The sequence below is a fragment of the Rhodococcus sp. TAF43 genome (assembly GCF_052113525.1).
GTDB lineage: Bacteria > Actinomycetota > Actinomycetes > Mycobacteriales > Mycobacteriaceae > Prescottella.
Genome location: NZ_JBFRDL010000006.1, coordinates 81,301 through 106,019 on the forward strand (window position 1 = coordinate 81,301; position 24,719 = coordinate 106,019).

The 24,719-nt window shown below is 67.8% G+C and carries 22 protein-coding genes; 1 reads left to right on the plus strand and 21 read right to left on the minus strand.

Annotated features, from left to right (window positions below):
* Positions 1-23: 23 nt before the first annotated feature.
* The 5 genes from AB4Z09_RS06210 to AB4Z09_RS06230 all read right to left on the minus strand — a co-directional run bounded on the left by AB4Z09_RS06210 (position 24) and on the right by AB4Z09_RS06230 (position 5,144).
* Positions 24-1,277 carry a fatty acid desaturase family protein gene (locus AB4Z09_RS06210; RefSeq protein WP_174911930.1) on the minus strand — a complete coding sequence of 418 codons (1,254 nt, stop codon included), beginning with the start codon at positions 1,275-1,277 and terminating at the stop codon, positions 24-26.
* Between the two features lie 143 nt (positions 1,278-1,420).
* Positions 1,421-2,536 carry a ferredoxin reductase gene (locus AB4Z09_RS06215; protein WP_114721937.1) on the minus strand — a complete coding sequence of 372 codons (1,116 nt, stop codon included), beginning with the start codon at positions 2,534-2,536 and terminating at the stop codon, positions 1,421-1,423.
* 118 nt (positions 2,537-2,654) lie between these two features.
* Positions 2,655-3,167, minus strand: coding sequence for a DUF6912 family protein (locus AB4Z09_RS06220; RefSeq protein ID WP_174914878.1), 513 nt, complete (start codon positions 3,165-3,167; stop codon positions 2,655-2,657).
* 75 nt (positions 3,168-3,242) lie between these two features.
* Positions 3,243-4,616: a WS/DGAT/MGAT family O-acyltransferase gene (locus tag AB4Z09_RS06225; protein ID WP_254623019.1), complete on the minus strand. Its 1,374-nt coding sequence runs from the start codon at positions 4,614-4,616 to the stop codon at positions 3,243-3,245.
* 69 nt (positions 4,617-4,685) lie between these two features.
* A complete protein-coding gene (locus AB4Z09_RS06230; protein WP_442239367.1) occupies positions 4,686-5,144 on the minus strand; it encodes an HAD-IA family hydrolase in 459 nt (152 codons plus the stop codon).
* Positions 5,145-5,374: 230 nt separating this feature from the next.
* Between AB4Z09_RS06230 and AB4Z09_RS06235 the strand changes: the two genes are divergently transcribed.
* A complete protein-coding gene (locus tag AB4Z09_RS06235; protein ID WP_442239368.1) occupies positions 5,375-5,905 on the plus strand; it encodes an Rv3235 family protein in 531 nt (176 codons plus the stop codon).
* 8 nt (positions 5,906-5,913) lie between these two features.
* On the opposite strand, the gene secA is transcribed toward AB4Z09_RS06235, so the two are convergent.
* From secA to AB4Z09_RS06315, 16 genes are all read right to left on the minus strand, one after another.
* A complete protein-coding gene (gene secA / locus AB4Z09_RS06240) occupies positions 5,914-8,727 on the minus strand; it encodes a preprotein translocase subunit SecA (RefSeq protein WP_442239369.1) in 2,814 nt (937 codons plus the stop codon).
* A 177-nt stretch (positions 8,728-8,904) separates the two neighbouring features.
* Positions 8,905-9,582, minus strand: coding sequence for a ribosome hibernation-promoting factor, HPF/YfiA family (gene hpf / locus AB4Z09_RS06245; RefSeq protein ID WP_442239370.1), 678 nt, complete (start codon positions 9,580-9,582; stop codon positions 8,905-8,907).
* Between the two features lie 317 nt (positions 9,583-9,899).
* A complete protein-coding gene (locus AB4Z09_RS06250; RefSeq protein WP_114721930.1) occupies positions 9,900-10,574 on the minus strand; it encodes a ComF family protein in 675 nt (224 codons plus the stop codon).
* A 77-nt stretch (positions 10,575-10,651) separates the two neighbouring features.
* The gene (gene lpqB, locus AB4Z09_RS06255) at positions 10,652-12,451 is read right to left on the minus strand and encodes an MtrAB system accessory lipoprotein LpqB (RefSeq protein WP_442239371.1); all 1,800 of its coding nucleotides are present in this window, start codon (positions 12,449-12,451) and stop codon (positions 10,652-10,654) included.
* Positions 12,448-14,256 carry an MtrAB system histidine kinase MtrB gene (gene mtrB / locus AB4Z09_RS06260; protein WP_114721929.1) on the minus strand — a complete coding sequence of 603 codons (1,809 nt, stop codon included), beginning with the start codon at positions 14,254-14,256 and terminating at the stop codon, positions 12,448-12,450. The genes lpqB and mtrB overlap by 4 nt, the downstream gene beginning before the upstream one ends.
* Positions 14,253-14,930 carry an MtrAB system response regulator MtrA gene (gene mtrA, locus AB4Z09_RS06265; protein WP_114721928.1) on the minus strand — a complete coding sequence of 226 codons (678 nt, stop codon included), beginning with the start codon at positions 14,928-14,930 and terminating at the stop codon, positions 14,253-14,255. Before mtrA ends, mtrB begins: the two co-directional genes overlap by 4 nt.
* Positions 14,931-15,026: 96 nt before the next feature.
* Positions 15,027-15,689, minus strand: a complete 663-nt coding sequence (locus AB4Z09_RS06270) for a dTMP kinase (RefSeq protein ID WP_174911938.1) — start codon at positions 15,687-15,689, stop codon at positions 15,027-15,029.
* 165 nt (positions 15,690-15,854) lie between these two features.
* Positions 15,855-17,333, minus strand: a complete 1,479-nt coding sequence (gene ahcY, locus AB4Z09_RS06275) for an adenosylhomocysteinase (RefSeq protein WP_442239372.1) — start codon at positions 17,331-17,333, stop codon at positions 15,855-15,857.
* A gap of 78 nt (positions 17,334-17,411) precedes the next feature.
* Positions 17,412-18,020, minus strand: a complete 609-nt coding sequence (locus tag AB4Z09_RS06280; RefSeq protein ID WP_174911944.1) for a TetR family transcriptional regulator — start codon at positions 18,018-18,020, stop codon at positions 17,412-17,414.
* Between the two features lie 75 nt (positions 18,021-18,095).
* Positions 18,096-18,278 carry a rubredoxin gene (locus tag AB4Z09_RS06285; protein WP_174911946.1) on the minus strand — a complete coding sequence of 61 codons (183 nt, stop codon included), beginning with the start codon at positions 18,276-18,278 and terminating at the stop codon, positions 18,096-18,098.
* Between the two features lie 2 nt (positions 18,279-18,280).
* Positions 18,281-18,448 carry a rubredoxin gene (locus tag AB4Z09_RS06290; protein WP_174911949.1) on the minus strand — a complete coding sequence of 56 codons (168 nt, stop codon included), beginning with the start codon at positions 18,446-18,448 and terminating at the stop codon, positions 18,281-18,283.
* Positions 18,445-19,665 (minus strand): alkane 1-monooxygenase, encoded by a 1,221-nt coding sequence (locus tag AB4Z09_RS06295; RefSeq protein ID WP_174911951.1) that lies wholly within the window; start codon positions 19,663-19,665, stop codon positions 18,445-18,447. The genes AB4Z09_RS06290 and AB4Z09_RS06295 overlap by 4 nt, the downstream gene beginning before the upstream one ends.
* Before the next feature lie 108 nt (positions 19,666-19,773).
* Complete coding sequence (locus tag AB4Z09_RS06300) at positions 19,774-21,279, minus strand: amino acid permease (protein ID WP_174911954.1); 1,506 nt, start codon at positions 21,277-21,279, stop codon at positions 19,774-19,776.
* A gap of 75 nt (positions 21,280-21,354) precedes the next feature.
* Positions 21,355-22,275 (minus strand): cation diffusion facilitator family transporter, encoded by a 921-nt coding sequence (locus AB4Z09_RS06305; protein ID WP_174911958.1) that lies wholly within the window; start codon positions 22,273-22,275, stop codon positions 21,355-21,357.
* Between the two features lie 47 nt (positions 22,276-22,322).
* On the minus strand, positions 22,323-23,570 hold the full coding sequence (gene manA, locus AB4Z09_RS06310; protein ID WP_174911961.1) for a mannose-6-phosphate isomerase, class I: 1,248 nt from the start codon (positions 23,568-23,570) through the stop codon (positions 22,323-22,325).
* Positions 23,570-24,709 carry a tobH protein gene (locus AB4Z09_RS06315; protein WP_114721919.1) on the minus strand — a complete coding sequence of 380 codons (1,140 nt, stop codon included), beginning with the start codon at positions 24,707-24,709 and terminating at the stop codon, positions 23,570-23,572. Before AB4Z09_RS06315 ends, manA begins: the two co-directional genes overlap by 1 nt.
* Positions 24,710-24,719 lie beyond the last annotated feature (10 nt).

The window sequence follows — 24,719 nt, forward strand, 5'->3', positions numbered from 1 at the left end:
AGTGACTGTGAGGTAGATCACTTTCATCGCCTTGCGCGACGCCGCCCCACCCGCGCCTCGGCATGAGCACGCAGCGCCGACAGCAGGCCACGGTGCTGCCCGGTCTCCTCGTCGACCCGCAGCGCCTCGGCGATCCGCGAGCCGCTGAGCCGGAACTTGTGCTCCGACGACGTCTCCGGTGCATCGTCCGATGTCCGCTTGAGGAAACGATCCGGCAACGCGAGCTTGTGGATCGTGCGCAGTGCCAGGAGGTACTGACGGCTGAGCGGACCGGAGGTGTACGGCAGGTCGTACTTGTTGCACAGCGCCCGCACCCGCACCGCGATCTCGGAGTACCGGTTGGACGGCAGGTCCGGGAACAGGTGATGTTCGATCTGATAGCTCAGGTTGCCGGTCATGAACGCCATCACCGGACCGGCGTCGATGTTGGCGCTGCCGAGCATCTGCCTCAGGTACCACTGCGCCCGCGTCTCGTTCTCGAACTGTTCGACGGTGAACTTCTCGGCGCCGTCCGGGAAGTGCCCGCAGAAGATCACCGCGTACGCCCACAAGTTGCGCAGGAAGTTCGCGGTCGTGTTCGCGGCAAGGGTGTGCTTCCACGCCCGACCCGTCAGCGCGGGGAACAGCACGAAATCCTTGCCGACCTGACGGACGATCTTGACCGCGAACTGCTTGTTCGGTCCCGAATTCCAATGCTTGGGGTCGACGCCCTCGAGTTCCTTCTGCGCCGACAGGTCGTGCAGCGCAATGCCCCACTCGAACGTCGCCGCCAGGATCACGTTCGCGATCGGCTGCAGCAGGTTGATCGGGCGCCACTTCTCGTCGCGCGTCATCCGGAGGATGCCGAATCCCACGTCGTCGTCCATGCCCACGATGTTGGTGTACGTGTGGTGGGTGTAGTTGTGTGCGCGCTTCCAGTGTTCCGAGGGACCCGTCATGTCCCACTCCCACGTCGTGGAGTGGATCTCCGGATCGTTCATCCAGTCCCACTGGCCGTGGGTGACGTTGTGCCCGAGTTCCATGTTCTCGATGCACTTGGCGAGCGTGAGCAGCGTCGTCCCCACCACCCAGGCCGGCCGATGACGGCTGCCGAACAGGACCGCCCGTCCGCCCAGCTCGAGGGAACGCTGCAGCCGGATCGTGCTCCGAATGTAGCGGGCATCCCGTACGCCCCGAGACTCCTCGACATCGCGACGAATCGCATCCAATTCTCGCCCGAGGGCTTCGATATCGGCGTCGGTGAGGTGGGCGAACTCTTTGATGTCCGTGATGGCCACCGAGGTCCTCCGTTGGATATATAGATCAGATCACCGGCGTCGGCCATCGACGCAAGGCACTGGGTACCGCACAGGCACTGGGTACAACGATACGGGAAACCGGACACCTGTCGGCCCGGCTGCCGTCCGGATCACACGAGACCTCAGACCTCGAGCGTGCAATCGCCGGCCGCGGCCGAGATGCAGGTCTGGATGCGCTCCCCCTCGGCATGTTCCTTACCGTTGCGCAGGTCCACGGCGTGACCCGATGCGAGCGGGACCACGCAGGTCTGGCAGATACCCATGCGGCAGCCGAACGGCATCAGCACGCCGGCCTTCTCGCCCGCCTCGAGCAGTGTGGTGGCGCCGTCCACCTCGATCGACTTCTCCGACCGGTCGAACGTGACGGTGCCGCCCTCGCCGGACAGATCGGCCCGGGACACGGCGAACCGCTCCAGGTGCAGGTTCGGCGTGATGCCCTCCTGCTCCCAGGTCTTCTCGATGTCATCGAGCATCCCGAGGGGCCCACACGCCCACGTCTGTCGCTCGCGCCAGTCCGGGCACACCTCGTCCAGCTCGGACAGCGCGAACTTGCCCTCGGACCGCGTGTGCCGGACGTGGCAACCGAACGACGGGTAGTCCTTCTGCAGCTCCGCGAGCTCGTCGCCGAACATGACCGCGTCCTCGGTGGGTGCCGAGTGGATGTGGACGACGTCGGGCAGTTCCCCGCGCCGGCTCATCGTCCGCAGCATCGACATCACCGGGGTGATGCCACTGCCCGCGGTGAGGAACAGGATCTTCTCCGGCGGCGGCTCCGGCAACGCGAAGTTTCCGGTCGGCGCGGCCAGGCGCACGATCGTCCCCGACGGCACACCCGTCACCAGGTGACTCGACAGGAAGCCCTCGGGCATCGCCTTCACGGTGATCGAGATCAGCTTGTGGTCGACATTGGGAGCCGACGTGAGCGAGTAGGACCGCCAGTGCCACCGTCCGTCAACGTGGATGCCGATGCCGACGTACTGACCGGGCTGGTATGCGAAGTCGAAGCCCCACCCCGGCTTGATCACCAGCGTCGCCGAATCGGCCGTCTCGGGCCGGACCTCGACGATGCGTCCGCGCAGTTCACGCGCGGACCACAAGGGGTTCACCAGGTGCAGGTAGTCGTCGGGAAGCAACGGCGTGGTCAACCGGGTGACGGCACCGCGCACCACGTTCGCCACGGACCGGTTCGAGCCTGCGACCCTTGCCGCCGGCGCCTCGATCCAGCTCTTCAGTCCCATCCGACCTCCATCTCGCACTTCGAGCGTACGGCCAGCGTAGGGCATGAGGCTACGGTGGCGTAAGTTACGGCCGAGTAGTAAGGCGCGCTAACGACTCGTCGGGCGGGTCCGCCGCCGGTCAGAGTAGCTCGAGCAGGAACGGCAACTCCTGCGTCGCGTACCACGCGAGCTCGTGATCCTCTGCGTCGCCGAGCACGAACTCCGCGTCCGGGTCGCCGAGATCGGCAGCGTCGACCACCTGCGCGGCCTTCGCGATGTCGGACTCCGCCTCCGCCAGATCGACGTGCACCGACGCGACCTGGGACAGCGTGAGAACGTCGGCCAGACGGACCACCGCGTCGTCGAGATCGGGGCGCAGCTTGACGTCGTCGACGTCGGCCGCGATCACCGCGCGGCGCGACATGGGCGCGACCTCGCCAGCCTCGCCGCCGTCACCGCCCTCGCGCTCGTCCTCGTCCGGCGTGGCGGCCGCGATCAACCGCAGCGATGCCCGCGCGGCCTCCGCCATCGCCACCTCGGCGAGCTCCTCGTCGTCGCCGGAGTTGTACGCCTCCCGCAGTGCCGGCGTGACCGCGAACGCGGTCCGGCTCACCGGGGAGAACTCCCGCTCGGCAACCAGTTGCCGCAGCATCGGGATGGTCGCGGGAATGTAGACCCTCACGCCCGACCTCCGGTCACTTGCGTCCGTACCGACCGCGATTCCGACTCAGCCACTGGCTTCCACCAACTCCTCGAGAGACTCGTGCAACGACGCGGCGACCACATCCACGTCGGCCATGGCGTCGCGATCCGCATTCAAACCGTAGTAGACGTGGCCGTCGTACGACGTCAACGCAATGCTCAGGGTCTGATTCTTCAGCAGCGGCGACACGGGATACATCTCGACCATCCGCATCCCGGCCAGATAGAGCGGGATCTGCGGTCCCGGCGCGTTGGTGACCATGAGGTTGAACATCCGCTGCGACAGGCTGCTCGCCGCCCGGGCGCCGCGGGCGTGCAGGGACGCGGGCGCGAACCCGGACAACCGGATCATCGTCCGGGCCGTCACCGGCCGACTCTGCCGCCCGAACGCCTCCGTCGCGTGCGCGACGTGTGAGAGCCGGACGACCGGATTGGGCTCACCGACCGGCAGATCCACCAGGAACGACGACGTCCGACCGTGCGGCGCACCGACCTCGCCGTCGTCGCACACGTCGATCACGCTCGCACCGTTGGTACCCGGTCGCGCCTCGCAGATGGACATCGGGGCCAGCACGCGCAGGGTGGTGGCCTCCGATACCGGCTCACCGCGGGCCAGGAGCCAATTCCGCATCGCACCCGCGACCACGGTCAGGACCACGTCGTTGATCGAGCATCCGTAGCGGGCGCGGATCTTGCGGTAGCGCTCGAGATCGGTGCGCGCCACGGCGAACCGGCGGTTGCGGGAGATCGGGGCATTCAGCGGGCTCGACGGCGCCGGCTGCGCCGCCGTGCGCGCCAGGGTGGCGAGCTTGCCGACCACGTCGACCGCCTCGTCCACTACCGATGCCATGTCCCCCAACGTCATTCGCAGGGTTGCAAACCCATCGCCGGGCCGGGAGACGAGTTGGGCGAGGGCCGCGGCGACCAGCGCCGGCTCCCCCGGCGCCGGCTCCGGCATCCACAGATCGTCACTCGCGACCACGGGCGCGGCGTCCTCGTCGAGGATCACCTGACTCATCTCGAGGGCCGTCTCGCCGTCGACCAACGCCGAATGCGACTTCGTGAACACCGCACACCGGTTGTCGGCCAATCCTTCGACGACGTACATCTCCCACAGCGGCCGAGTCGTGTCCAACGGCCGCGAGACCAGTCGCGCCACCAGGTCGTGCAGCTGTTCGTCCGTTCCCGGAGACGGCACCGCGGAGCGTCGGACGTGGTAGGTGATGTCGAAGTCCGGGTCGTCGACCCACACCGGCCGGGCCAGCCCGAACGCGACCTCCCGAACCTTCTGCCGATACCGCGGCACCAGGTGCAGGCGACTCTCGATCAGCCGGAGCACGGCCTCGAACTCGAGACCCGACTCGGGTAGCTGGAGGATCGCGAGTGAACCCAGATGCATCGGCGTGTTGCTCGCGTCGAGAAAGTAGAACGACGCGTCCTGCGTCGTCAGTCTGGTCGCCCTGGCCACCTATCGCCCCCTGCCCCGGAGATCCTCGCCCGCCGGATCCCCACCGTCCGATTCCGGGCAGATTCCCGAATCGAGAAGAATCGCAATCTCTTCCACCGCCGCCGACGGGTCGACGTGGTGCACCCCCACCATGCCCGCCGCGGCCGCCGCGCGCACGTTCCCCACGAGGTCGTCGACGAAGACGCACTCGAGGGGATCGAGCCCGAGCCGAGCCGCGGTCAATTCGTAGATCCGCCGGTTCGGCTTCGCCATTCCCACGTCACCGGACAGCACGACCTCGTCCACGAACGGGCCCGCCAGGTCGCGCAGTCCCTGTGCCCCCGGACCGCCGGGATCGTTGCTGAGGATCGCGGTGCGGATTCCCCGTCGACGCGCGTCACCCACGACGCGGGCCATCAGGTCCGCGTCCGCGCCGGGACCCGCCAGCACCCCGCCGAAGTCCAACACCAGTCCGCGCACACGCTCACCCTAGAACTCGCCGCCCCCGCTGGCGACACAGGCGACACGGACAACACGAGTCGGACCGAAACCGATCGCGCGCACCCCCTCGCTTTTCGGAATCGAACGTGCCATGCTGTCCGCCAGATTCCGTACCTCTCCGCGGAGTCGACCTGTAGCAGCACCTGTCGACATTGCGTATCGGCTCCCGCCGCTTCCCGGCGACCGCGCGATACCGGAGAGGCCAGATCATGTCCGCACCGCACCGGTTCCTGTCCCGTGCACCGCAGTTCGAACCACCGACATCCGATGCCCCGGGCTCTTCGGCGTGCTCGCCTGCGCCGCGGTCCGCATCCGTCCGGTCCGCACAGCGCTCACCCCACGACGGCCGGTCACCACGCCGCGCCCCGTCCGCGGCACCGGATTCGGTCGCGTCGCCCGACGCGCGACAGTTCGCGGAGAGCGCGCTGCGCCTGACCCTCGAGGTCCTCGACCGCCGCCGCGCCCCGGCCCAGCTGCGCTCGATCGTCACCCCGACCGTGCTGGATCTCGTCCACGCGCTCGTGCGGTCGGCCCCGGTCGGCAGCCGACTGGGTACGGCCACCCTCGCGCGCGTCCGCGTGCAACGGGTCCACACGGCCGCGACCGAGGTGTTCGAGGCGTTCGAGGTGTTCGGCACCTACAACCGCGGCGGCCGGGTGTTCGCTGTTGCCGCGCGTATCGAACGCGGCAACAGCAGACACCCGGCCGGTTGGGCGATCACGTCACTGCGAATCGCCTGAGGTCAGCGTCAGCGCTTGCGCTTGGAGCGCGGGGCCTTCTTCGCCTTCGAATCCTGGCGGGCGGCCTCGCGGCGCTCGCGGCGCGTGCCCGGGGCCCCGTCCTGCTCGTCCGCAGAGCGACTGACCTGGGCGCTACCGTCTTCGGCGGGACCGGAGAAGGTGAGCCCACGCGGCTGCATCTCGTCGAGCCCCTTCGCCTTGAGCGCTGACGGGGCCGCCGAACGGGCCGCGTCCTGGGCTGCCTGCTGGGACGGGAGCGGCTGCGCCTGCTGCTTGGCGAGCGAGGGCCCGCCACCCGCGGTGGCTGCCGCCGAGGCCGCGGTGACGCTCACCGGGGAGCCGCCGCCCTGCGGGGTGCCGGCCTCCACCTGGAGGTTGAACAGGAACCCGACGGACTCTTCCTTGAGGCCTTCGAGCATCGCGATGAACATGTCGTAGCCCTCGCGCTGGTACTCGACCAGCGGATCGCGCTGCGCCATCGCGCGCAGGCCGATGCCCTCCTTGAGGTAGTCCATCTCGTAGAGGTGCTCACGCCACTTGCGGTCCAGCACGGACAGCAGCACGCGGCGTTCGAGCTCACGCATTCCGTTCGCGCCGGCGATCTCGTCAATCTGCTGCTCACGCTTGGCGTACGCGTCCCTGGCGTCCTCCAGCAACGCCTCGAGCAGCTCCTCCCGGCCCAGGTCCGACTCCCCGGCCTCGGCCGCGCCTACGAGCTCCTTGTAGTCGATTCCGACCGGGTACAGCGTCTTCAGGGCCGTCCAGAGCTGGTCCAGATCCCAGTCCTCGACATACCCCTCGGCGGTGGCGCCGTTGACGTACGCGGTGACCACGTCCGTGATCATCGACTCGACCTGGCCCTCGAGATCCTCGCCTTCGAGGATGCGGCGGCGCTCCTCGTAGATGACGGTGCGCTGCTGGTTCATCACCTCGTCGTACTTGAGGACGTTCTTGCGGATCTCGAAGTTCTGCTGCTCGACCTGCGTCTGTGCGCTCTTGATCGCCTTCGAGACCATCTTGGCCTCGATCGGGACGTCGTCGGGCAGGTTCAGGCGCGTCATGATCGACTCGAGCGCCGCACCGTTGAAGCGCCGCATCAGTTCGTCGCCGAGCGACAGGTAGAAGCGCGACTCACCGGGATCGCCCTGACGGCCGGAACGACCACGCAGCTGGTTGTCGATACGACGCGACTCGTGCCGCTCGGTGCCGAGCACGTACAGGCCGCCGGCGGCGCGAACCTTCTCCGCGTCCGCCTTGACCTCGGCCTTGACCTTGTCGAGGACGCCCTCCCACGCCGCCTCGTACTCGTCCGGGTTGTGCACCGGGTCGAGGCCCTGCTTGCGCAGCACCAGGTCGGCGATGATGTCGGGGTTGCCGCCCAGCACGACGTCGGTGCCACGACCCGCCATGTTGGTCGCCACGGTCACGGCGCCGGAGCGTCCGGCCTCGGCGACGATCGTCGCCTCCTGCTCGTGGAACTTGGCGTTGAGCACGCTGTGGACCACGCCGCGCTTGGTGAACTGCTTCGACAGGTATTCCGAGCGCTCGACGCTGGTGGTACCGATCAGGACCGGCTGGCCGTTCTGGTGCCGCTCGACGACATCGTCGACGACGGCGTCGAACTTGGCCTCTTCGCTCTTGTAGATCAGGTCGCCGTTGTCGACACGGATCAGCGGACGGTTGGTCGGGATCGGGATGACGCCCAGGCCGTAGGTCTGGTGCAGCTCGGCGGCCTCGGTCTCGGCCGTACCGGTCATGCCCGACAGCCGGTCGTACAGGCGGAAGTAGTTCTGSARCGTGATCGWGGCGAGGGTCTGGTTCTCGGCCTTGATCTCGACCTTCTCCTTGGCYTCGAKCGCCTGGTGCATGCCCTCGTTGTAGCGGCGGCCCACCAGCACACGGCCGGTGAACTCGTCGACGATGATGACCTCGCCGTCGCGGACGATGTAGTCCTTGTCCCGCTGGTAGAGCTCCTTCGCCTTGATGGCGTTGTTGAGGTAGCTCACCAGCGGCGAGTTCGCGGCCTCGTACAGGTTGTCGATACCGAGCTGGTCCTCGACGAACTCCACACCGGCCTCGTGCACGCCGATGGTGCGCTTGCGGATGTCGACCTCGTAGTGGACGTCCTTCTTGAGCAGCGGCGCGATCCGCGCGAACTCGCTGTACCACTTGCTGGACGCGTCGGCCGGACCCGAGATGATGAGCGGGGTGCGGGCCTCGTCGATGAGGATCGAGTCGACCTCGTCGACGACGGCGAAGTTGTGGCCACGCTGGACAAGGTCGTCGAGGCTGTGCGTCATGTTGTCGCGCAGGTAGTCGAAACCGAACTCGTTGTTGGTGCCGTAGGTGATGTCGGCGGCGTACGCCTTGCGACGCTGCGCGGGAGTCATCCCGGACAGGATCACGTCGACCTCGAGACCCAGGAAGCGGTGGACACGGCCCATCCACTCCGAGTCGCGCTTGGCGAGGTAGTCGTTGACGGTGACGACGTGCACGCCGTCACTGGAGATCGCATTGAGGTACGCCGGCAGCACACAGGTCAGGGTCTTGCCCTCGCCGGTCTTCATCTCGGCGACGTTGCCGAAGTGCAGCGCCGCGCCACCCATGACCTGGACGTCGAAGTGGCGCTGGCCGAGCACGCGGCTCGCGGCCTCCCGGGCCACGGAGAATGCCTCGGGCAGCATCTCGTCGAGCGTCTCGCCGTCGGCGTAACGCTTCCGGAATTCGTCGGTCTTGGCCCGGAGTTGTTCGTCGGACAGCTTCTCGACCTCGGGAGAGAGGGAGGAGACATGGTCGGCGATGTGCTTGAGCCGCTTGACCATGCGACCTTCACCTACACGGAGCAGCTTCGATAGCGACAGTGACGGCACGGTCCTCTTTGTCCTCAATCCTCGGTGTCAGGTAATGACAAACGGAATCCGGCCGAGGTCGGGTGACCCCAGCCGGATCCCATGGTATGCGCAATCACGGTCGGGCGAGTAGACCGACCGTCCGCGACGTCACGCCAGACGTATCAACCCGTAGTCGAACGCGTGGCGTCGATACACGACAGAAGGCCGATCGGTCTCCTTGTMGTGGAACAGATAGAAGTCGTGCCCGACCAGCTCCATCTCGTACAGCGCGTCGTCGACGGTCATCGGCTCGGCGGAGTGGACCTTCGTGCGCACGATCTGACCCGGACCGGGCGGAGCCTCGCCGTCCAGGGACAAATCGCGATCGATCGCCAGCGAGTCGTCCTGTGCCAGCGCGGCTGTAGCCTGCGCGACGGAGACGGGAGTCTTCTCTCCGTAGTGGACCTTGCGGCGATCCTTGGTTCGACGCAATCGACTTTCCAGTTTGGCAGTCACGGATTCGAATGCCGCGTAGAAACTGTCCGCGCTCGCTTCGGCGCGGGCGACAGGGCCCTTGCCGCGAGCCGTGATCTCGACTCGCTGGCAACTCTTCGCCTGTCGGCGATTACGTTCGTGCTGGAGTTCCACGTCGAAGTGGAAGATGGTGGGATCGAAACGCTCGAGTCGTGCGAGCTTCTCGGAAACGTAGACCCGGAAATGATCCGGCACTTCCACGTTGCGTCCTTTGACGACGATTTCGGCGTTGTTCGCGCCCGTAGTACTTGGAGCCTCCGCGTTTGCGGTGTCTTCGTCGACGAAAACCGAGGCTTGCGTAGGGGTCGTCACTCGTACCTCCCGATAAACGGCCGGCTCACATTGATGGAGACCGGCGAGTTCGATCTCGACCGGGCGGGGAACCACCCGGCTCAGAACGTGAAATATCACCTCCCACCTGTGACTTCGGGTGTGAACGCGACGCTAGTACGTAACCGCTCCGTGTGCCACTGTTCAGCCATATTTCACCGGTGTGTCGTCTGTGACATCTGTCCCGATCCCGCGAATTCGTCGCGCCCAGAGAAGCCCCCGGAAGGACTCGGACGGACCGCGCAAGCCTCCGGAAGCCGTCGCGATATCCGCCCGGGATCGCCGCCGGAATTGTCCGATCAGGCCGCGGCGACAACCAATACCGCCCCGACCTGCACACCTTCCGATTCGAGAACCCGAACCGCCTCCGCCGAGGTTGCCCCGGTGGTGACGACGTCGTCCACGAGAACGACCTCGGCACCCATGCAACCGAGCCTGACGATCTCGTCGCGACGGGAAGCGGACACGCAAATCCGGCCCGCCAGATTGTCCTGCCGCTGCGCCGCCGACAGCCCGACGGAGTCACGCACACCACGTCGCATCGACAGCGCCGGACAGACGTGGCAACCGGTCTCCAGCAGACGCGCGGCGGCCTGCGTGGACCGCAGCACCGGGTCTCCACCACGGGTGCGCGCCGTGCGGGCCCGCGTCGGGGCCGGAACGAGCACCAGCGGCGCCAGCTGCGGCGGATCCAACTCGCCCCAGCGCCGCAGCGTGTCGACCGCGTCCGCGAGCGCAGCGCCCAGCGGGGCTGCGAGATCTCGCCGACCCCGTTCCTTCGCCGCGATCACCGCACGCCGCCGTGGACCCGCATACGGTCCCAGCGCCCACACCGGGACGCCGGGATCCACCCGAGGATGCACCGCCACCGGGTCGTCGGACAGGGTGCGCCTGCACCGGTCGCACCACCCCGAACCGGGTTCACCGCAACCCCCGCACTCGGCGGGGAGGACCAGGTCGAGGAGCGCGCGCATGCCGGGAGTGTGCCCCGTGCCCCCGACAAGCGCCGACAGGCACCGGCAGACACCCTCGAGCACCGACGGCGGCGGGGTCAGCCCGGCAGCACCGGGACCGCATTCGTCCCGGTCAGGCCCGGAACCTCACGCCAGTACCGGTCGCCGGCCGGGTCGTTGTTGTTGAGCTGGAACACCGCTCGCGAGTCCGCGACGAACTCGGTGGTCGACGACGCGTCCACCGCCACCACCGGCGAGGTGAGGTTGCGGCTCGGCAGCGAGTCCATCCGCGAACCGTCGACGGCCAGCTGCACGACCGGCACGTCCGAACCCGAACGGGCCACGACCACCGTGTCCCCGGTGCTCCAGTCGAGCGACACCGCGGGACTGCCGAGACCGTGCGCGATGGCGCGTGGATTGGTGAGCGAGAACTCGCCGTCCGGCTGCTGCATCACCGTCGCCACATAGACCTTGCCGTCGACGATCAACGCCGCCCGGACCCCGTCGCGGGACAGCCGCAGCTCGGTGATCGGCCCGCCGATCGCATTGATCGCGCCGGTCTCGACGTTCATCGTCGTGAGCTTTCCCGTTCCGGTCTCGCGAACCACCCGCACGACGGTCGAGCCGTTGACGGCGGCCCACACGGTGGAGCCGTCGAACGCCCACGACGGCCGGGTGATCGACTGCGCCTCGAGCGCGGTCGCCACGTTTCCGTCGTAGGTCCCCACGACCAGCGCGGTCTGCGGCTCCGGCGCCGGCCGGCGTGTCTCGGCCACCGCGGCCGTGAGCGTGCCGTCCCGCGACAACGCGATCGACCGGAGATTGTCCGACGCACCGAAGTACCCGGGGACCGGCGCGACGACCCCGTCGTTCACGGAGGCCAGCCCGCCGCCGCGCAGCGCGTGGAGGCCGACGGTCGCGCTGGTCGTCGCGAGCGGATTGAGCGACGCCACGTCCGCCGTCGTCCATCCTTCGGGGTACCGCTCGTCGAGCGGCTGGCCGTCGGCCAACAGGACGTACGGACCGGAGACGTCGGCGTTTGCCAACGTCCAGACCACCTGCGCGGCAAGGAGTTCGCGCGACTGCGTGTTCATCCGCCCGAGGCCCTGGAAGTCGACGCTCACACCGCCCAGCCCCACCCCGACCTGGGAGGCTCGGCCGTCGGCCTTGGTGATGGTGCCGAGCACGGAGACCCCCGAACCCAGTTCGTTTCGCACCGCACCGGCCAGCGACGGTTTGGGACCGTCGATGAGGAGACCGATCAGCTGCGTGACCATCTGGTCCGGGCTCGCCGCGATCCAGCGAGGGTCGGGGACGACCGTCTGAGCCGTCGGATCGAGGAAGTACAACGATTTGCGCTGATACGAATTGAGGAACTGGGGACGGTCCATGATCACGCCGTTGGGCAGATCGTCGATCCGCCATTCACCGTCCACCTTGGCCCAGCTGAACTTGGCCTCGAACGTGCCCTCCTGCGCCTGGTACAAACCGCCCGGTTCGAGCTGGCCCACCCGGTTGGCGCGAATCGTGTAGACCGCGCGGTCGGCGGTGCGTGACTCGAGGATGAGATCGATCTTGTCGACGATCGTCGCGCTCGCGGCATCGTCCCACCGCGCCGACATGTCCTTGGTCAGGTACTGCCGGGCGGCAAGATGCCGATTGGCCGGGTCGGTGCTGGCTTTGACGAAATCCCGCAACAGCAGATCCGGCTCGCGTCCGGGCGCCGGGGCCTCCACGCTCGTACTGACCGGCGCACGCTCGATGGTCCCGATCGCCTGCGGTGTCGACGAGTCCGGCAGATTCGCACAGCCCGCCGTGCCGAGCAGCAGCGCGGCCAGCGACGCCGCGGCCACTAGCGTCCGGGAGCGCCTGCCGTGGCGCACCCGAATGCCGGTCACGACTCACGCTCCCGCACCCGGGGCACCGTCGGGGACTCGTCCGGGTCCAGCTGCCGGGGAGGCCGCTCAACCGGCTGCGTCGCCGACTGGGCAGCGCCCGACCCGGCGGGCGCCATCTCGTCACCGGCCGACGACGCGGCCGCGGGCTCAGGTTCGGGCTTGGTCGGAGGCAGCGGTTGTCCCTGGACGAGCTTCTTGGTCGACGGCTTCAGCGGGAGCGGGCTCCGGGTGACCTTGCGCCCGCGCACACGCGGCAACGTCAGGCGGAAGCACGCGCCCTCGCCGGGTTCGCCCCACGCCTCGAGCGTGCCGTTGTGCAGGTTCGCGTCCTCCACGCTGATCGCCAGGCCCAGCCCGGTTCCGCCGGAACGCCGGACGCGGGACGGGTCCGACCGCCAGAACCGGTTGAACACCAACTTCTCCTCCCCAGGGCGCAGTCCCACACCCTGGTCGCGGACGATGAAGGCGGCCGCGTCGTCGTCGGCCCGCAACCGCAACAGGACGGGCTTGCCCTCGCCGTGGTCGATCGCGTTCGCGAGCAGGTTCCGCAGGATGCGCTCCACACGGCGCGGATCGACCTCCGCGATCACTGCCTCGTCCGGCAGATCCACGATCAGTTCCGTCGAGGTCTCCTTCGCGAGGTGGCGAACGGTCGAGACCGCCGCACGCGCACACATCCGCAGGTCCAGTTGTTCGGCCGCCAGCTCCGCGACACCGGCGTCGTGCCGGGAGATCTCGAGCAGGTCCCCGAGCAGGCTCTCGAACCGGTCCAGCTCCGCGACGAGCAGCTCGGACGACCGCTTCAGGATGGGGTCGAGCTCGTCGCTGCTGTCGTGGATCAGGTCCGCGGCCATCCGGACCGTGGTGAGCGGGGTGCGCAGCTCGTGGCTCACGTCCGACGTGAACCGTTTCTGCAGATTGCCGAACTCCTCGAGCTGCGTGATCTGCTTCGACAGACTCTCGGCCATCTCGTTGAACGACATCGCGAGCCGGGCCATGTCGTCCTCGCCGCGAACCGGCATGCGTTCCTTGAGCCGGCCGTCCGCGAACCGCACCGCGATCCGGGACGCCGACCGGATCGGCATGACGACCTGGCGTGCGACGAGCATGGAGATCGCGGCGAGCAGCACCGCCAGCACCGCACCACCGATCAGCATCGTGCCCCGCACCAGGGACAGGCTGCGGTCCTCGCTGGCGAGGGGGAACACGAGGTACAGCTCGAGAGTCGAGATGTCCGACGCCGTGGGGCTGCCGATGATCAGCGCCGGACCCGAGTACCCGTTGGGGTCGGACACCGTCGCGAACTGGTAGCTGATCTGGTTGGCGCGAACGAAGTCGCGCAGGCTCGCCGGGATCTGGTTCGCCGGCCCGCTCGTGGTCGGTTCCCGTGGGCCGTCCCCTGGCACGATGAGCACCGGATCGAAGGTACCTGCGGATCCGGACGTCTGACCACCGTCGGGCTGGCGGTTCGTGAGCGCCAGGCGGGCAGCGTCGAGCCGCACCTGGAGCGAGCCGCTGTCGTCGGCGCCGGAGAGCTGCGCCTCGACCGTGCTGCGCGCACGATCGAGTTCCTCGGTGGCGGCGGTGATCTTCGCCTCGAGGAGCCGATCGGTGATCTGGCTGGTCAACACCACACCCAGAATCGTGATCACGATCAGCGACAGCGACAACGTCGACACGACGACGCGGAGCTGCAAAGACCGGCGCCATGCGTGGGCAAGCCAGTTGCCGCACGCTCGACACCAGCGGATCAGCGGCGAGAAAGCCCGGCTGGCTCGCCGCCGGTTCCGGCGGGCACCGATCACGGCGGTCCGGCCTTGTAGCCGACCCCCCTGACGGTAAGCACCACCTCGGGATTCTCGGGATCCTTCTCGACCTTGGCGCGCAGACGCTGCACGTGCACGTTCACCAGTCGGGTGTCCGCCGCGTGACGGTATCCCCAGACCTGCTCGAGCAGGACCTCACGGGTGAACACCTGCCGCGGCTTGCGTGCGAGGGCGACCAGCAGGTCGAACTCGAGCGGCGTGAGCGAGATGAGCGCGTTGTCGCGGGTCACCTTGTGCGCCGGCACATCGATCATGATGTCGCCGATGCTCAGGACCTCGGCCGGCTCCTCCTCCGTGCGGCGCAGGCGAGCGCGCACCCGGGCAACCAGTTCCTTCGGCTTGAACGGCTTCATGATGTAGTCGTCCGCGCCGGACTCGAGGCCCAGGACGACGTCGACCGTGTCCGTCTTGGCGGTGAGCATGACGATCGGGACACCCGATTCGGCCCGCAGCACCCGGCACACGTCGATACCGTTCATGCCCGGCAGCATGAGGTCGAGGAGCACCAGATCCGGTCGGGTCTCACGAACGGCCGACAACGCCTGGCTGCCGTCACCGACCACGAAGGGTTCGAATCCCTCACCGCGGAGCACGATGGTGAGCATCTCGGCGAGCGCCGTGTCATCGTCGACAACCAGAATCCTTGGCTTCATATCCCTATCGTTACATCTCTGAGGCTGCTAAATGCGGAAAGGCGCGTTCACTGCCGCGGCGTGCCGCTCAATGTTGCCGTCACGGACCGCCCGGTATTACTGGGCCGCGCCGCGCCGCTTATGCAAGAGTGCCAGTTTATCGGCGAGAGTGCCCGGATCCACATCGGGCGCGACGGACAACCACGGCGAGTTCCAGTCCGCGGCGGCCAGCTCCCGGTACACCTCCCCCGTGCGAGCCTGCAGGCCGCTGTCCTTCTCGTAGGCGTCCAGCGCGCGCGAACTGTCCGCGGCCTCGCGCCGACGCGCCCGTTCCTCCGCGAGCGCCACGGGCACGTCGAGGTACATCTGCAGGTCCGGCCGTGGCAGACCCAATCGGTCGAACTCGAGCTCTTCGATCCAGGTGACGAACTCGCCGTCCCCGTGCTGGTGTAGCCGGGCCGCGCCGTACGCCGCGTTGGAGGCGACGTAGCGGTCCAGGATCACCACGTCGTGGCGGGCGACCAGATCCCGCAGTTGCGGTGCGGCACCGGCACGGTCGAGCGCGAACATCACCGCCATCGCGTGGACCGACTCGCTCAGGTCGCCGTGCTCCCCCTTGAGCGCCTCCGACGCGAGATCGGCATGGATCGACGCACCGTAGCGCGGGAAATCCAGCGTTGCGACCGTCAGACCGTCCTGCTCGAGCAGCGTGACGACCTTTCCGACCAGTGTCCGCTTGCCGGCACCGTCGAGCCCTTCCAGGGCGATCAGAGTTCCCACGATCGCCGAGCCTATCGGTGCCCGCGGCCGCGCCCGCGGATCCGGCCCTGCGAGGGCCGTCACAGCGCTGTCCGGATCATCCGGGGCGAACAGCAGTGGCCGGGGATCGTGTCACGATCCCCGGCCACCGTCGTCAGTGCGACCGACGCGGTCCTACGACTCGGGTCAGTAGCGGTAGTGCTCCGGCTTGWACGGGCCCTCGACGTCGACGCCGATGTACTCGGCCTGATCCTTGGTCAGCTTGGTGATCGAGCCACCGAGCGCCTCGACGTGGATCTTCGCGACCTTCTCGTCGAGGTGCTTGGGCAGGCGGTAGACCTCGTTGTCGTACTCGTCCGGCTTGGTCCACAGCTCGATCTGCGCGATCGTCTGGTTCGCGAACGAGTTCGACATCACGAACGACGGGTGGCCGGTGGCGTTGCCCAGGTTCAGCAGGCGCCCCTCGGACAGCACGATGATGCTGTGGCCGTCGGCGAAGGTGAACTCGTCGACCTGCGGCTTGATGTTGACGCGGGTGACGTCGGCGGCGCGCTCGAGGCCGGCCATGTCGATCTCGTTGTCGAAGTGACCGATGTTGCCGAGGATGGCCTGGTGCTTCATCTGCTTCATGTGCTCGAAGGAGATGATGTCCTTGTTGCCGGTCGCGGTGATCACGATGTCGGCCTCGCCGATGAACTCCTCGACGGTCTTGACGTTGAAGCCGTCCATCAGCGCCTGGAGGGCGTTGATCGGGTCGACCTCGGTGACCGTGACGCGGGCGCCCTGGCCGCGCAGCGCCTCGGCGCAGCCCTTGCCGACGTCGCCGTAGCCGCACACCAGCGCAGCCTTGCCACCGATCAGCACGTCGGTGCCGCGGTTGATGCCGTCGAGCAGCGAGTGGCGGGTGCCGTACTTGTTGTCGAACTTGCTCTTGGTGACCGAGTCGTTGACGTTGATGGCCGGGAACGCCAGCTCACCCGCGGCGGCGAACTGGTACAGCCGCAGCACGCCGGTGGTGGTCTCCTCGGTGACGCCCTTGACGTTCTCCGCGATGGCCGTCCACTTGCCGCCGTCGGCCTCGAGCGACTTGCGCAGCAGCGCCAGGAACACCTTGTACTCGTCCGAGTCGTGCTCGTCGTCGGTGGGCGGGACGACGCCGGCCTTCTCGTACTGTGCACCGCGCAGCACCAGCATCGTCGCGTCACCACCGTCGTCGAGGATCATGTTGGCGGTGGTACCGGGCCATGTGAGCATCTGCTCAGCCGCCCACCAGTACTCCTCGAGGGTCTCGCCCTTCCATGCGAACACGGGGACGCCCTTGGGCTCCTCGACGGTGCCGTGCGGGCCGACGACGACGGCCGCGGCCGCGTGATCCTGCGTCGAGAAGATGTTGCACGACGCCCATCGAACTTCAGCACCGAGAGCGACCAGCGTCTCGATCAGGACCGCGGTCTGGATGGTCATGTGCAGCGAGCCGGACACGCGAGCGCCCTTGAGCGGCAACACGTCTGCGTACTCACGACGCAGTGCCATCAGACCCGGCATCTCGTGCTCGGCCAGCCGGATCTCCTTGCGTCCGAACTCGGCGAGCGACAGATCCGCCACCTTGAAATCGATACCGTTACGGTGCTCGGCCACGGGCGCCGCTGAAACTGAGGACGTCATGTGTCTCTCCTGTTCGCTGTCTGGAATGACACCCAGGTTATCGGGTACCGATCCCACCCGGGGACGTGCCGTACCCCGTCACACGTGTGCGACGACGTCCACGAACGGGGCCAGCAGCGCGGCAAGGTCACGCGCATCGTCACCATCGGACGCGGGAGGCATCGAAACGTAACTCAGCGCGACTCGTACGACACCCCGCGCCAAGATCACCGAATCGGCCTCGGACGCCTGAATCCAACTCCGCCGGAACGTCTCCGCCAGACGCCCCGACGCCCGCTCGATGAGCGGGGCGCTGTCGGTCGTGACGATCCGCAGCAGGTCCGGTTTGGCGGCACCGGTCCGCAACGAGCACACCAGCGGGTCCTCGGCGCTCGCCTGGAAGAACGCGGCGAACCCGTCCACGAGGGCCGCGCGGGCATCCCCGACGTGCGCGTACACCGCCGACGCCACCGCATCGACGAACCGGTCGACCAATTGCAGCGCATACCCCTCCGCGAGCCCCTGACGCGACCCGAACTCGTTGTACAGCGTCTGCCGACTGATCCCGGCGACCGCGGCGACATCGGTCATCGTCACCTTCGACCAGTCCCGCTCGAGCAGCAGGTCGTGGACGGCGCCGAGGATCGACTCGCGCAGCAGCAGCCGCGAGGCCTCCTGATAGGGCACGCGGGGTTGCGACTCGGTCATGCCACCGACCCTAGTGACACTGCTCGGCTGCGCTCGACCGGCACACGGCTCAGCTCCGCTCGACCGGCACACGGCTCAGCTCCGCTCGACCTCGACCATGAAGAAGTCCTCCTTCGCCGCCCCGCAGTCCGGGCAACGCCAGTCGTCGGGGATGTCCCCCCAGCGCGTGCCGGGGGCGATGCCCTCGTCGGGCCAGCCCTCCGCCTCGTCGTACTCGAATCCGCACTGTGCGCACTGGTAGAGCTTGTACTCGTTCACGATCACCCTCCTACGGGCTCGAAATCGATCTTCTCGCGGACACCGCAGTCGGGGCAGCACCAATCGTCCGGCACCGAATCCCACGCCGTGCCGGCCGGGAATCCCTCCCGCGGGGCGCCGACGGACTCGTCGAACACGAACCCGCACACGGGACACCGAAACGCACTCATGCCCGGCCTCCGCCCGCTCCGTGCCGCGCCAGCAACTTCTCACGCTTGGCCGGCTGCAGGTTGACCCGCGTGACGTCGCCGTCGTAGTGCGCGAGCACGCGGCGATCCATCACCGCCCGCCACAGCGGCGGCACGTACGCGAGCATGATCATGCTCGCGTACCCGCTGGGCAGGTTCGGCGCAATGTCCATGCTGCGCAACGTCTGATAGCGCCGTGTCGGGTTCGCGTGGTGATCGCTGTGCCGCTGCAGGTGGTAGAGGAAGATGTTGGTGCAGATGTGATCGCTGTTCCAGCTGTGCGCCGGCGTGCAGCGCTCGTAACGTCCACTGTCGGTGCGCTGCCGGAGCAGGCCGTAGTGCTCGAGATAGTTCACCGTCTCGAGCAGGGAGAATCCGAACACCGCCTGCAGCAACAGGAACGGGGCCACCTCCCAACCGAAGATCGCGATCATCGCGCCGAAGAGCACGACCGACATCAACCAGGCGTTGAGGACGTCGTTGCGAATCGTCCACGGCCCCTTGCCGAGCCGTTCCAAACGAACCTTCTCCAGCGCCCAGGACGACCGCAGACTCCCCCAAACGCTGCGCGGCAGGAAGGCCCAGAAGCTTTCGCCCAGGCGGGAACTCGCGGGATCCTCCGGCGTTGCGACCCGGACGTGATGGCCACGGTTGTGCTCGATGTAGAAGTGTCCGTAGAAGGACTGCGCGAGGGTGATCTTCGACAGCCACCGCTCGAGATCGTCCTTCTTGTGCCCCAGCTCGTGCGCGGTGTTGATTCCGATGCCGGCCACACACCCGACACTGATGGCCAGGCCGATCTTCGACACCAGCCCCAGCCCGCCGTCGATACCGAGCCAGCTCAGATCGTCGGCCGACCACAGGTAACAGGCGACCACCACCGTCACGATCTGCAGCGGGATGTAGGCGTAGGTACACCAGCGGTAGTACCGGTCGTTCTCGAGTTGCTCCATCACCTCGTCCGGCGGGTTCTGCCCGTCCGCACCGAAGGCCAGGTCGAGGATCGGCAGTAGCACGTACACCAGCAGCGGACCGATCCACCACCAGATGGGCGCCACCGCCTCCAGACCCACCCGGTTCGTCAGCCACACCAAGCCCAGCGCCAGGAAGATCGCGGTGGGCGGGATGAGCCCCAGTAGCCACAGATAACGCTTCTTGTCCCGCCAGACCCCAGCGTCCGCGGTCGCATGCGTCGCCATCGACGTCCCCTTCCACGAGCCCGCCCACTATGAGCAGGATCACCATGAAATGGACGATACGCGTCGATACGTATGACGTCTAGACAATCACGTCGATTTGTAAAACGATCAGGTGGTGTCGCTTTTCGCCGCACGGGCACGGATGCTCAGCATCGAGTGCCGGCGACTGTAGGCGAAGTACACGACCACGCCGATCGCCATCCAGACGACGAACCGCAGCCACGTCTCTACCGACAGATTCACCATGAGCCACACGCACGCGATGACCGCGAGGATCGGGACCAGCGGCACGAGGGGCACCCGGAATCCGCGCGGCAGGTCGGGACGGGTCCGCCGCAGCACCACGACGCCGATCGACACCAACACGAACGCGAACAGCGTGCCGATGTTCACCATCTCCTCGAGCGTGCCGATCGGGAAGAAGGCCGCGAGGAGTCCGACGATGACGCCGACGAGCACCGTGATCCGCACCGGCGTCCCGTGCTTGCCGGTGGGCGCGAGCGACCGGGGCATCAGGCCGTCGCGGGACATCGCGAACAACACGCGTGTCTGCCCCAGCATCAGGACCATCACCACCGTCGTGAGGCCCGCCAGCGCGCCGAACGAGATGAGGTTCTTGGCCCAGTCCATTCCGTTGAGTGCGAACGCCGTCGCGAGCGTGGAGTTGTCGCCCGCCAGTTCGGTGTAGTTCACCATCCCGGTGAGCACGAGCGAGACCGCCACGTACAGCACCGTCACGATCGCGAGCGAGCCGAGAATGCCTCGCGGCAAGGCGGTCTGCGGATCCTTGGTCTCCTCCGCGGTGGTCGCGACCACGTCGAAACCGATGAACGCGAAGAACACCAGACTGGCGGCGGCGAGCAGGCCGTACCAACCGAACGTGCTGCCACCGGCGCCCGTGACGTACGAGAACAGCGACTGGTGGATGCCCTCCCCGGTGGAGCCGGACTCGGACGGCGGAATGTAGGGCGAGTAGTTGGAGGCCTTGATGAAGAAGGCCCCGACCACCACCACGAAGAGCACGACCGCCACCTTGATCGCGGTGATCACCGCCGAGACCCGCGACGACAACTTCGTGCCCGTCGCCAACAGCACCGTGATGACCGCGACGATCAGGACCGCACCCCAGTCGATCTTCAGCGACCCGACATGCACGATCGGCGTGGCACTTCCGAGGACCTCACCGAGATACAGCGACCAGCCCTTCGCAACCACCGAGGCCGCGAGCGCGAACTCGAGGATGAGATCCCAGCCGATGATCCACGCGACGAACTCACCGAATGTCGCGTACGAGAAGGTATATGCACTGCCCGCGACGGGCACGGTCGACGCGAACTCGGCGTAACACAGCGCGGCCAGTGCGCACGAGACTGCGGCGAAGGCGAACGCGAGCGACACCGAGGGTCCCGCAACGTTGCCGGCGGTGCGGGCCGTCAAGGTGAAGATGCCGGCGCCGATCACGACCGCGACTCCGAACACCGTCAGGTCCCACGCGGTCAGGTCCTTGCGGAGTTTGGTCTCCGGTTCGTCGGTCTCGAGAATCGACTGTTCGATCGACTTGGTCCGAAACAGCCCGGAGCGGGGCTTCGCCGCCTTCCGGTCGGGTGTCACCATCACGTACTCCTCGGGAGGTAGGGATGGTCGTCAGCCTATGCCCGGACGCGGACCGCAGCACGGTTTCCGGATCGGCTATCCCGCGGTGGCGCGGTACAGGTCGGGTTCGAGATAGATCAGGCGAGCGGCCGGAACCGCGGCCCGTACCCGTGCTTCGGCCTCGTCGATCGCGGTCGCGACGTCCTCGATGTCGGCGCCCGGCGTGATCGCGACCTTGGCCGCGACCAGGATCTCCTCGGGCCCCAGATACTGGGTCCGGCAGTGGATCACACGATCGATCCGGACACCGTCGACGAGCGCTGACAGGATCCGGTTCTCCTCGTCCTGCGTCGCGCCCTCACCGATCAGCAGGCTCTTCATCTCGACTATGAGCACGATCGCGATGATGCCCAGCAGGGCACCGATGCAGAGGGTGCCGACGCCGTCCCACACCGGATCGCCGGTGGCCATCGTCAACCCGACGCCGCCGAGCGCGAGAACCAGACCGATGAGGGCACCGGAGTCCTCGAGCAGTACGACCGGCAGTTCGGGGGTGCGCGACGTGCGGATGAAACCCCACCAGGTCGCCTTCCCCTTCAGCGGGCGGGATTCCTTGACCGCGGTGAGGAAGCTGTACGACTCGAGTCCGATCGCGACCAGCAGGATCACGATCGCCACCATCGGCGACGACAGGCCCTCCGGTTGCTGGATCTTGTGGATGCCCTCGTAGATCGCGAACAGCGAACCGAGGGTGAACAGCACGAGCGCCACGACGAACGAGTAGAAGTACCGGTTGCGCCCGTAGCCGAACTGGTGGAGCTGGTCGGCCTGCTTCTCGGCACGGTTCTGACCGAACAGCAGCAGCCCCTGATTGGACGTATCGGCGACCGAGTGAACCGATTCGGCCAGCATCGAGGACGACCCCGTGATGAGGAAGCCAGTGAACTTGGCGACCGCGATTCCCGCATTCGCGGTCAGTGCCGCGAGGATCGCCCTCTTGCCCCCGTGAGCCGACACCGGCTTCTCCTCTCGTCGAATTCGAGTGGATCACACGCTACGGGCACTCAGTGGGTCACATCGCCGACGGCAGCACGGAAGATCTGGGTGTCGTCGGCACATGCCTGAATGTGAACCGCGTTGTCCGACGCGGAGATCCACGCGGCTGCACCCCGCTCGAGCATCAGCGACTGCGAATCGCACTCCAGTTTCGCGGCACCCGACGTGCACAGCAGGATCTGCGGACCGTCCGGTTCGAACATGGTGGCCGCGTCCGGACCCGCCCCCGACGCATCGAGGTCGATCCGGGACAGTACGAACTCCGGGGCCGGCGTCCGGTACGTCGACTCCCCCACCCGGCCGGTCGCGACCGACGTCAGAACGGGAACGTCCACCGACTCGAAATCCAACACCCGCAACAGTTCCGGGACGTCGACGTGCTTGGGCGTGAGGCCACCGCGCAGCACGTTGTCGGAGTTCGCCATGATCTCCACCGCGGTCCCGTGCAGGTAGGCGTGGAGGTTGCCGGCGTCCAGGAAGAGTCCCTGCCCCGGCTCGAGGGTCACCCGGTTGAGCAGCAGGGACGCCATGACCCCCGCGTCCCCGGGATAGCCCTCGCTCAGCTCCAGCGCCGTCCGCGCCTCCTGTGCGAACTCCGCCGTCCCCGACCCCGTGGCCGACAGGTACGCGACGCACCCGTCGAGCACCGCCGGCAGCAGAGCCGCGAGCGCGTGCGGCGGCAACGTGATCCACGTCGTGAACAGGGCCCGCAGGCCGTCCGGGTCGGGCTGCCCGGCGAGCAGACCCGCGTAGGGCTCGAGCTCCGGCACGTTCAGGGCGCTCAGCAGGCGCACCGTCCGGTGCGGATCACGGAAGCCGGCGAGCGCCTCGAACCGGGTGAGCGCCACGACGAGTTCGGGCTTGTGGCTCGCGTCGCGGTAGTTCCGTTCCGCCGAGTCGACGGGGATACCGGACGCCTCCTCGCGCGCGAAGCCCTCGCGGGCCTGCTCGGCGCTCGGGTGAGCCTGCAAGGACAACGGCTCGTCGGCGGCGAGCACCTTGAGCAGGAAGGGCAGCCGCTCCCCGAACGCAGCGATGCTCCGCTCGCCCAGTTCCCGGGCCGGGTTGTCGTCGACGACGTCGCGCAAGGAACGGCTGTCGCCGTCCTCGATCACTCGCGCGGGATCACCGGGATGCGCTCCCAGCCACAGTTCTGCCTCCGGATGTGCGCTGGGGCTCGGACGTCCGCACAGTTCCGCGAGCGCGGTCCGTGACCCCCAGGCGTAGGACCGGAGCGCACCTTCGAGTTGGCGCACTAGTTACCACCGATCAAACGTAGGTAGGCCGCGCTCATCTCGAGCCGACCGACGAGTACTGCTATCTGCTCGATCTCCGTCCGAGTCGCGGACACCGCCGGGGAATCGGCCGGTGATCCGGGCGGCGCGTCGTATCGGGGACCGGCCGTCGCCGCTTCCGATTCCGCGACGACGAGGTCGACATCCGGTAGTGCCGCGACGCGACGCTCGACGAGCGGCCGATTCGCCTCCGCGGCGAACACCAGCACCCGCAGCGGCGCGCCCGGTGGCGGGCCGTCGAGCTGATCGTCGTGGAAGAACGGGTCGTATCCGGCCGGTGCAGCCGGATTCGCCGCCGAGAACTTCCGCACCCCGGAGACGACGTCGGCCAGCTCCGCAGCCGCGGCCACGCCCGCACCCATGCGGAGCAGGGTCTCGCTCCCGTGGCGCGCGAGGTGGGTGGTGGCGCGGGTGTCGCCGCTGAAGACCACCCGGCGGCCCTGCATGCGCGCCGCCAGGGATTTGGCCGGATTGTGGAAGACCTCGTTGCGGGGGTGGTCGCGGAGTGCCTCCTCGTCGACCGCGTCCGCGAGCCGACCCAGGTCGGGGCACACCTTGGCGGTCCGTTCCCCCTCGACCGCGATCAGCACCGCGAGGAACGCTGCGAGGTACCGCAGCAGGCCATGATGATCCGGAACCGCGATCCGCGGCGGGAGGACCGTCGCACGACCCGCGCCGGCGGCACGGAGGGGGCCCTCGTCGGGTGCGGCGACGACCACTTCCGCGCCTCGGCGCAACGCACTGTCCACGGACTCGACGAGCCGTGGATCGCCGGCGTCGTCACCGGCGACGACCAGGACGTCGAGTGGCCCGACCCACGGCGGCGCACCGACGCTGACGACCAGCGGCATGCCGGTCCGGCCGCCGAGGGCCGCCACGACGATCTCGGCGGCCCGCGACGCACTTCCGTCACCGGTGACGAACACGATGCTGCGCGGCTGCAGGCCGCGCAGCCTGACCAGCCCGTCCTCCTCGACGGCGGCTTGGGTGGCACGAATCTGAGCGCCGCCGAGCGCGGCGAAACGGAGCACGCCGTCGACGTCGGCGGCCAGCAGAGCATCGGCGTCATCGAGATCGAGCAGAGACGACGGAGCTGTCATCACGAACTCA

Excerpts from the sequence above, each read along its gene's own strand:
- AB4Z09_RS06215 (WP_114721937.1), bottom strand. The coding sequence starts at position 2,536 with ATGGGACTGAAGAGCTGGATCGAGGCGCCGGCGGCAAGGGTCGCAGGC.
- AB4Z09_RS06220 (WP_174914878.1), bottom strand. The coding sequence starts at position 3,167 with ATGCTGCGGCAACTGGTTGCCGAGCGGGAGTTCTCCCCGGTGAGCCGG.
- AB4Z09_RS06225 (WP_254623019.1), bottom strand. The coding sequence starts at position 4,616 with ATGCATCTGGGTTCACTCGCGATCCTCCAGCTACCCGAGTCGGGTCTC.
- AB4Z09_RS06235 (WP_442239368.1), top strand. The coding sequence starts at position 5,375 with ATGTCCGCACCGCACCGGTTCCTGTCCCGTGCACCGCAGTTCGAACCA.
- AB4Z09_RS06250 (WP_114721930.1), bottom strand. The coding sequence starts at position 10,574 with ATGCGCGCGCTCCTCGACCTGGTCCTCCCCGCCGAGTGCGGGGGTTGC.
- mtrA (WP_114721928.1), bottom strand. The coding sequence starts at position 14,930 with ATGAAGCCAAGGATTCTGGTTGTCGACGATGACACGGCGCTCGCCGAG.
- AB4Z09_RS06280 (WP_174911944.1), bottom strand. The coding sequence starts at position 18,020 with ATGACCGAGTCGCAACCCCGCGTGCCCTATCAGGAGGCCTCGCGGCTG.
- AB4Z09_RS06290 (WP_174911949.1), bottom strand. The coding sequence starts at position 18,448 with ATGAGTGCGTTTCGGTGTCCCGTGTGCGGGTTCGTGTTCGACGAGTCC.
- AB4Z09_RS06295 (WP_174911951.1), bottom strand. The coding sequence starts at position 19,665 with ATGGCGACGCATGCGACCGCGGACGCTGGGGTCTGGCGGGACAAGAAG.
- AB4Z09_RS06300 (WP_174911954.1), bottom strand. The coding sequence starts at position 21,279 with ATGGTGACACCCGACCGGAAGGCGGCGAAGCCCCGCTCCGGGCTGTTT.
- AB4Z09_RS06315 (WP_114721919.1), bottom strand. The coding sequence starts at position 24,709 with ATGACAGCTCCGTCGTCTCTGCTCGATCTCGATGACGCCGATGCTCTG.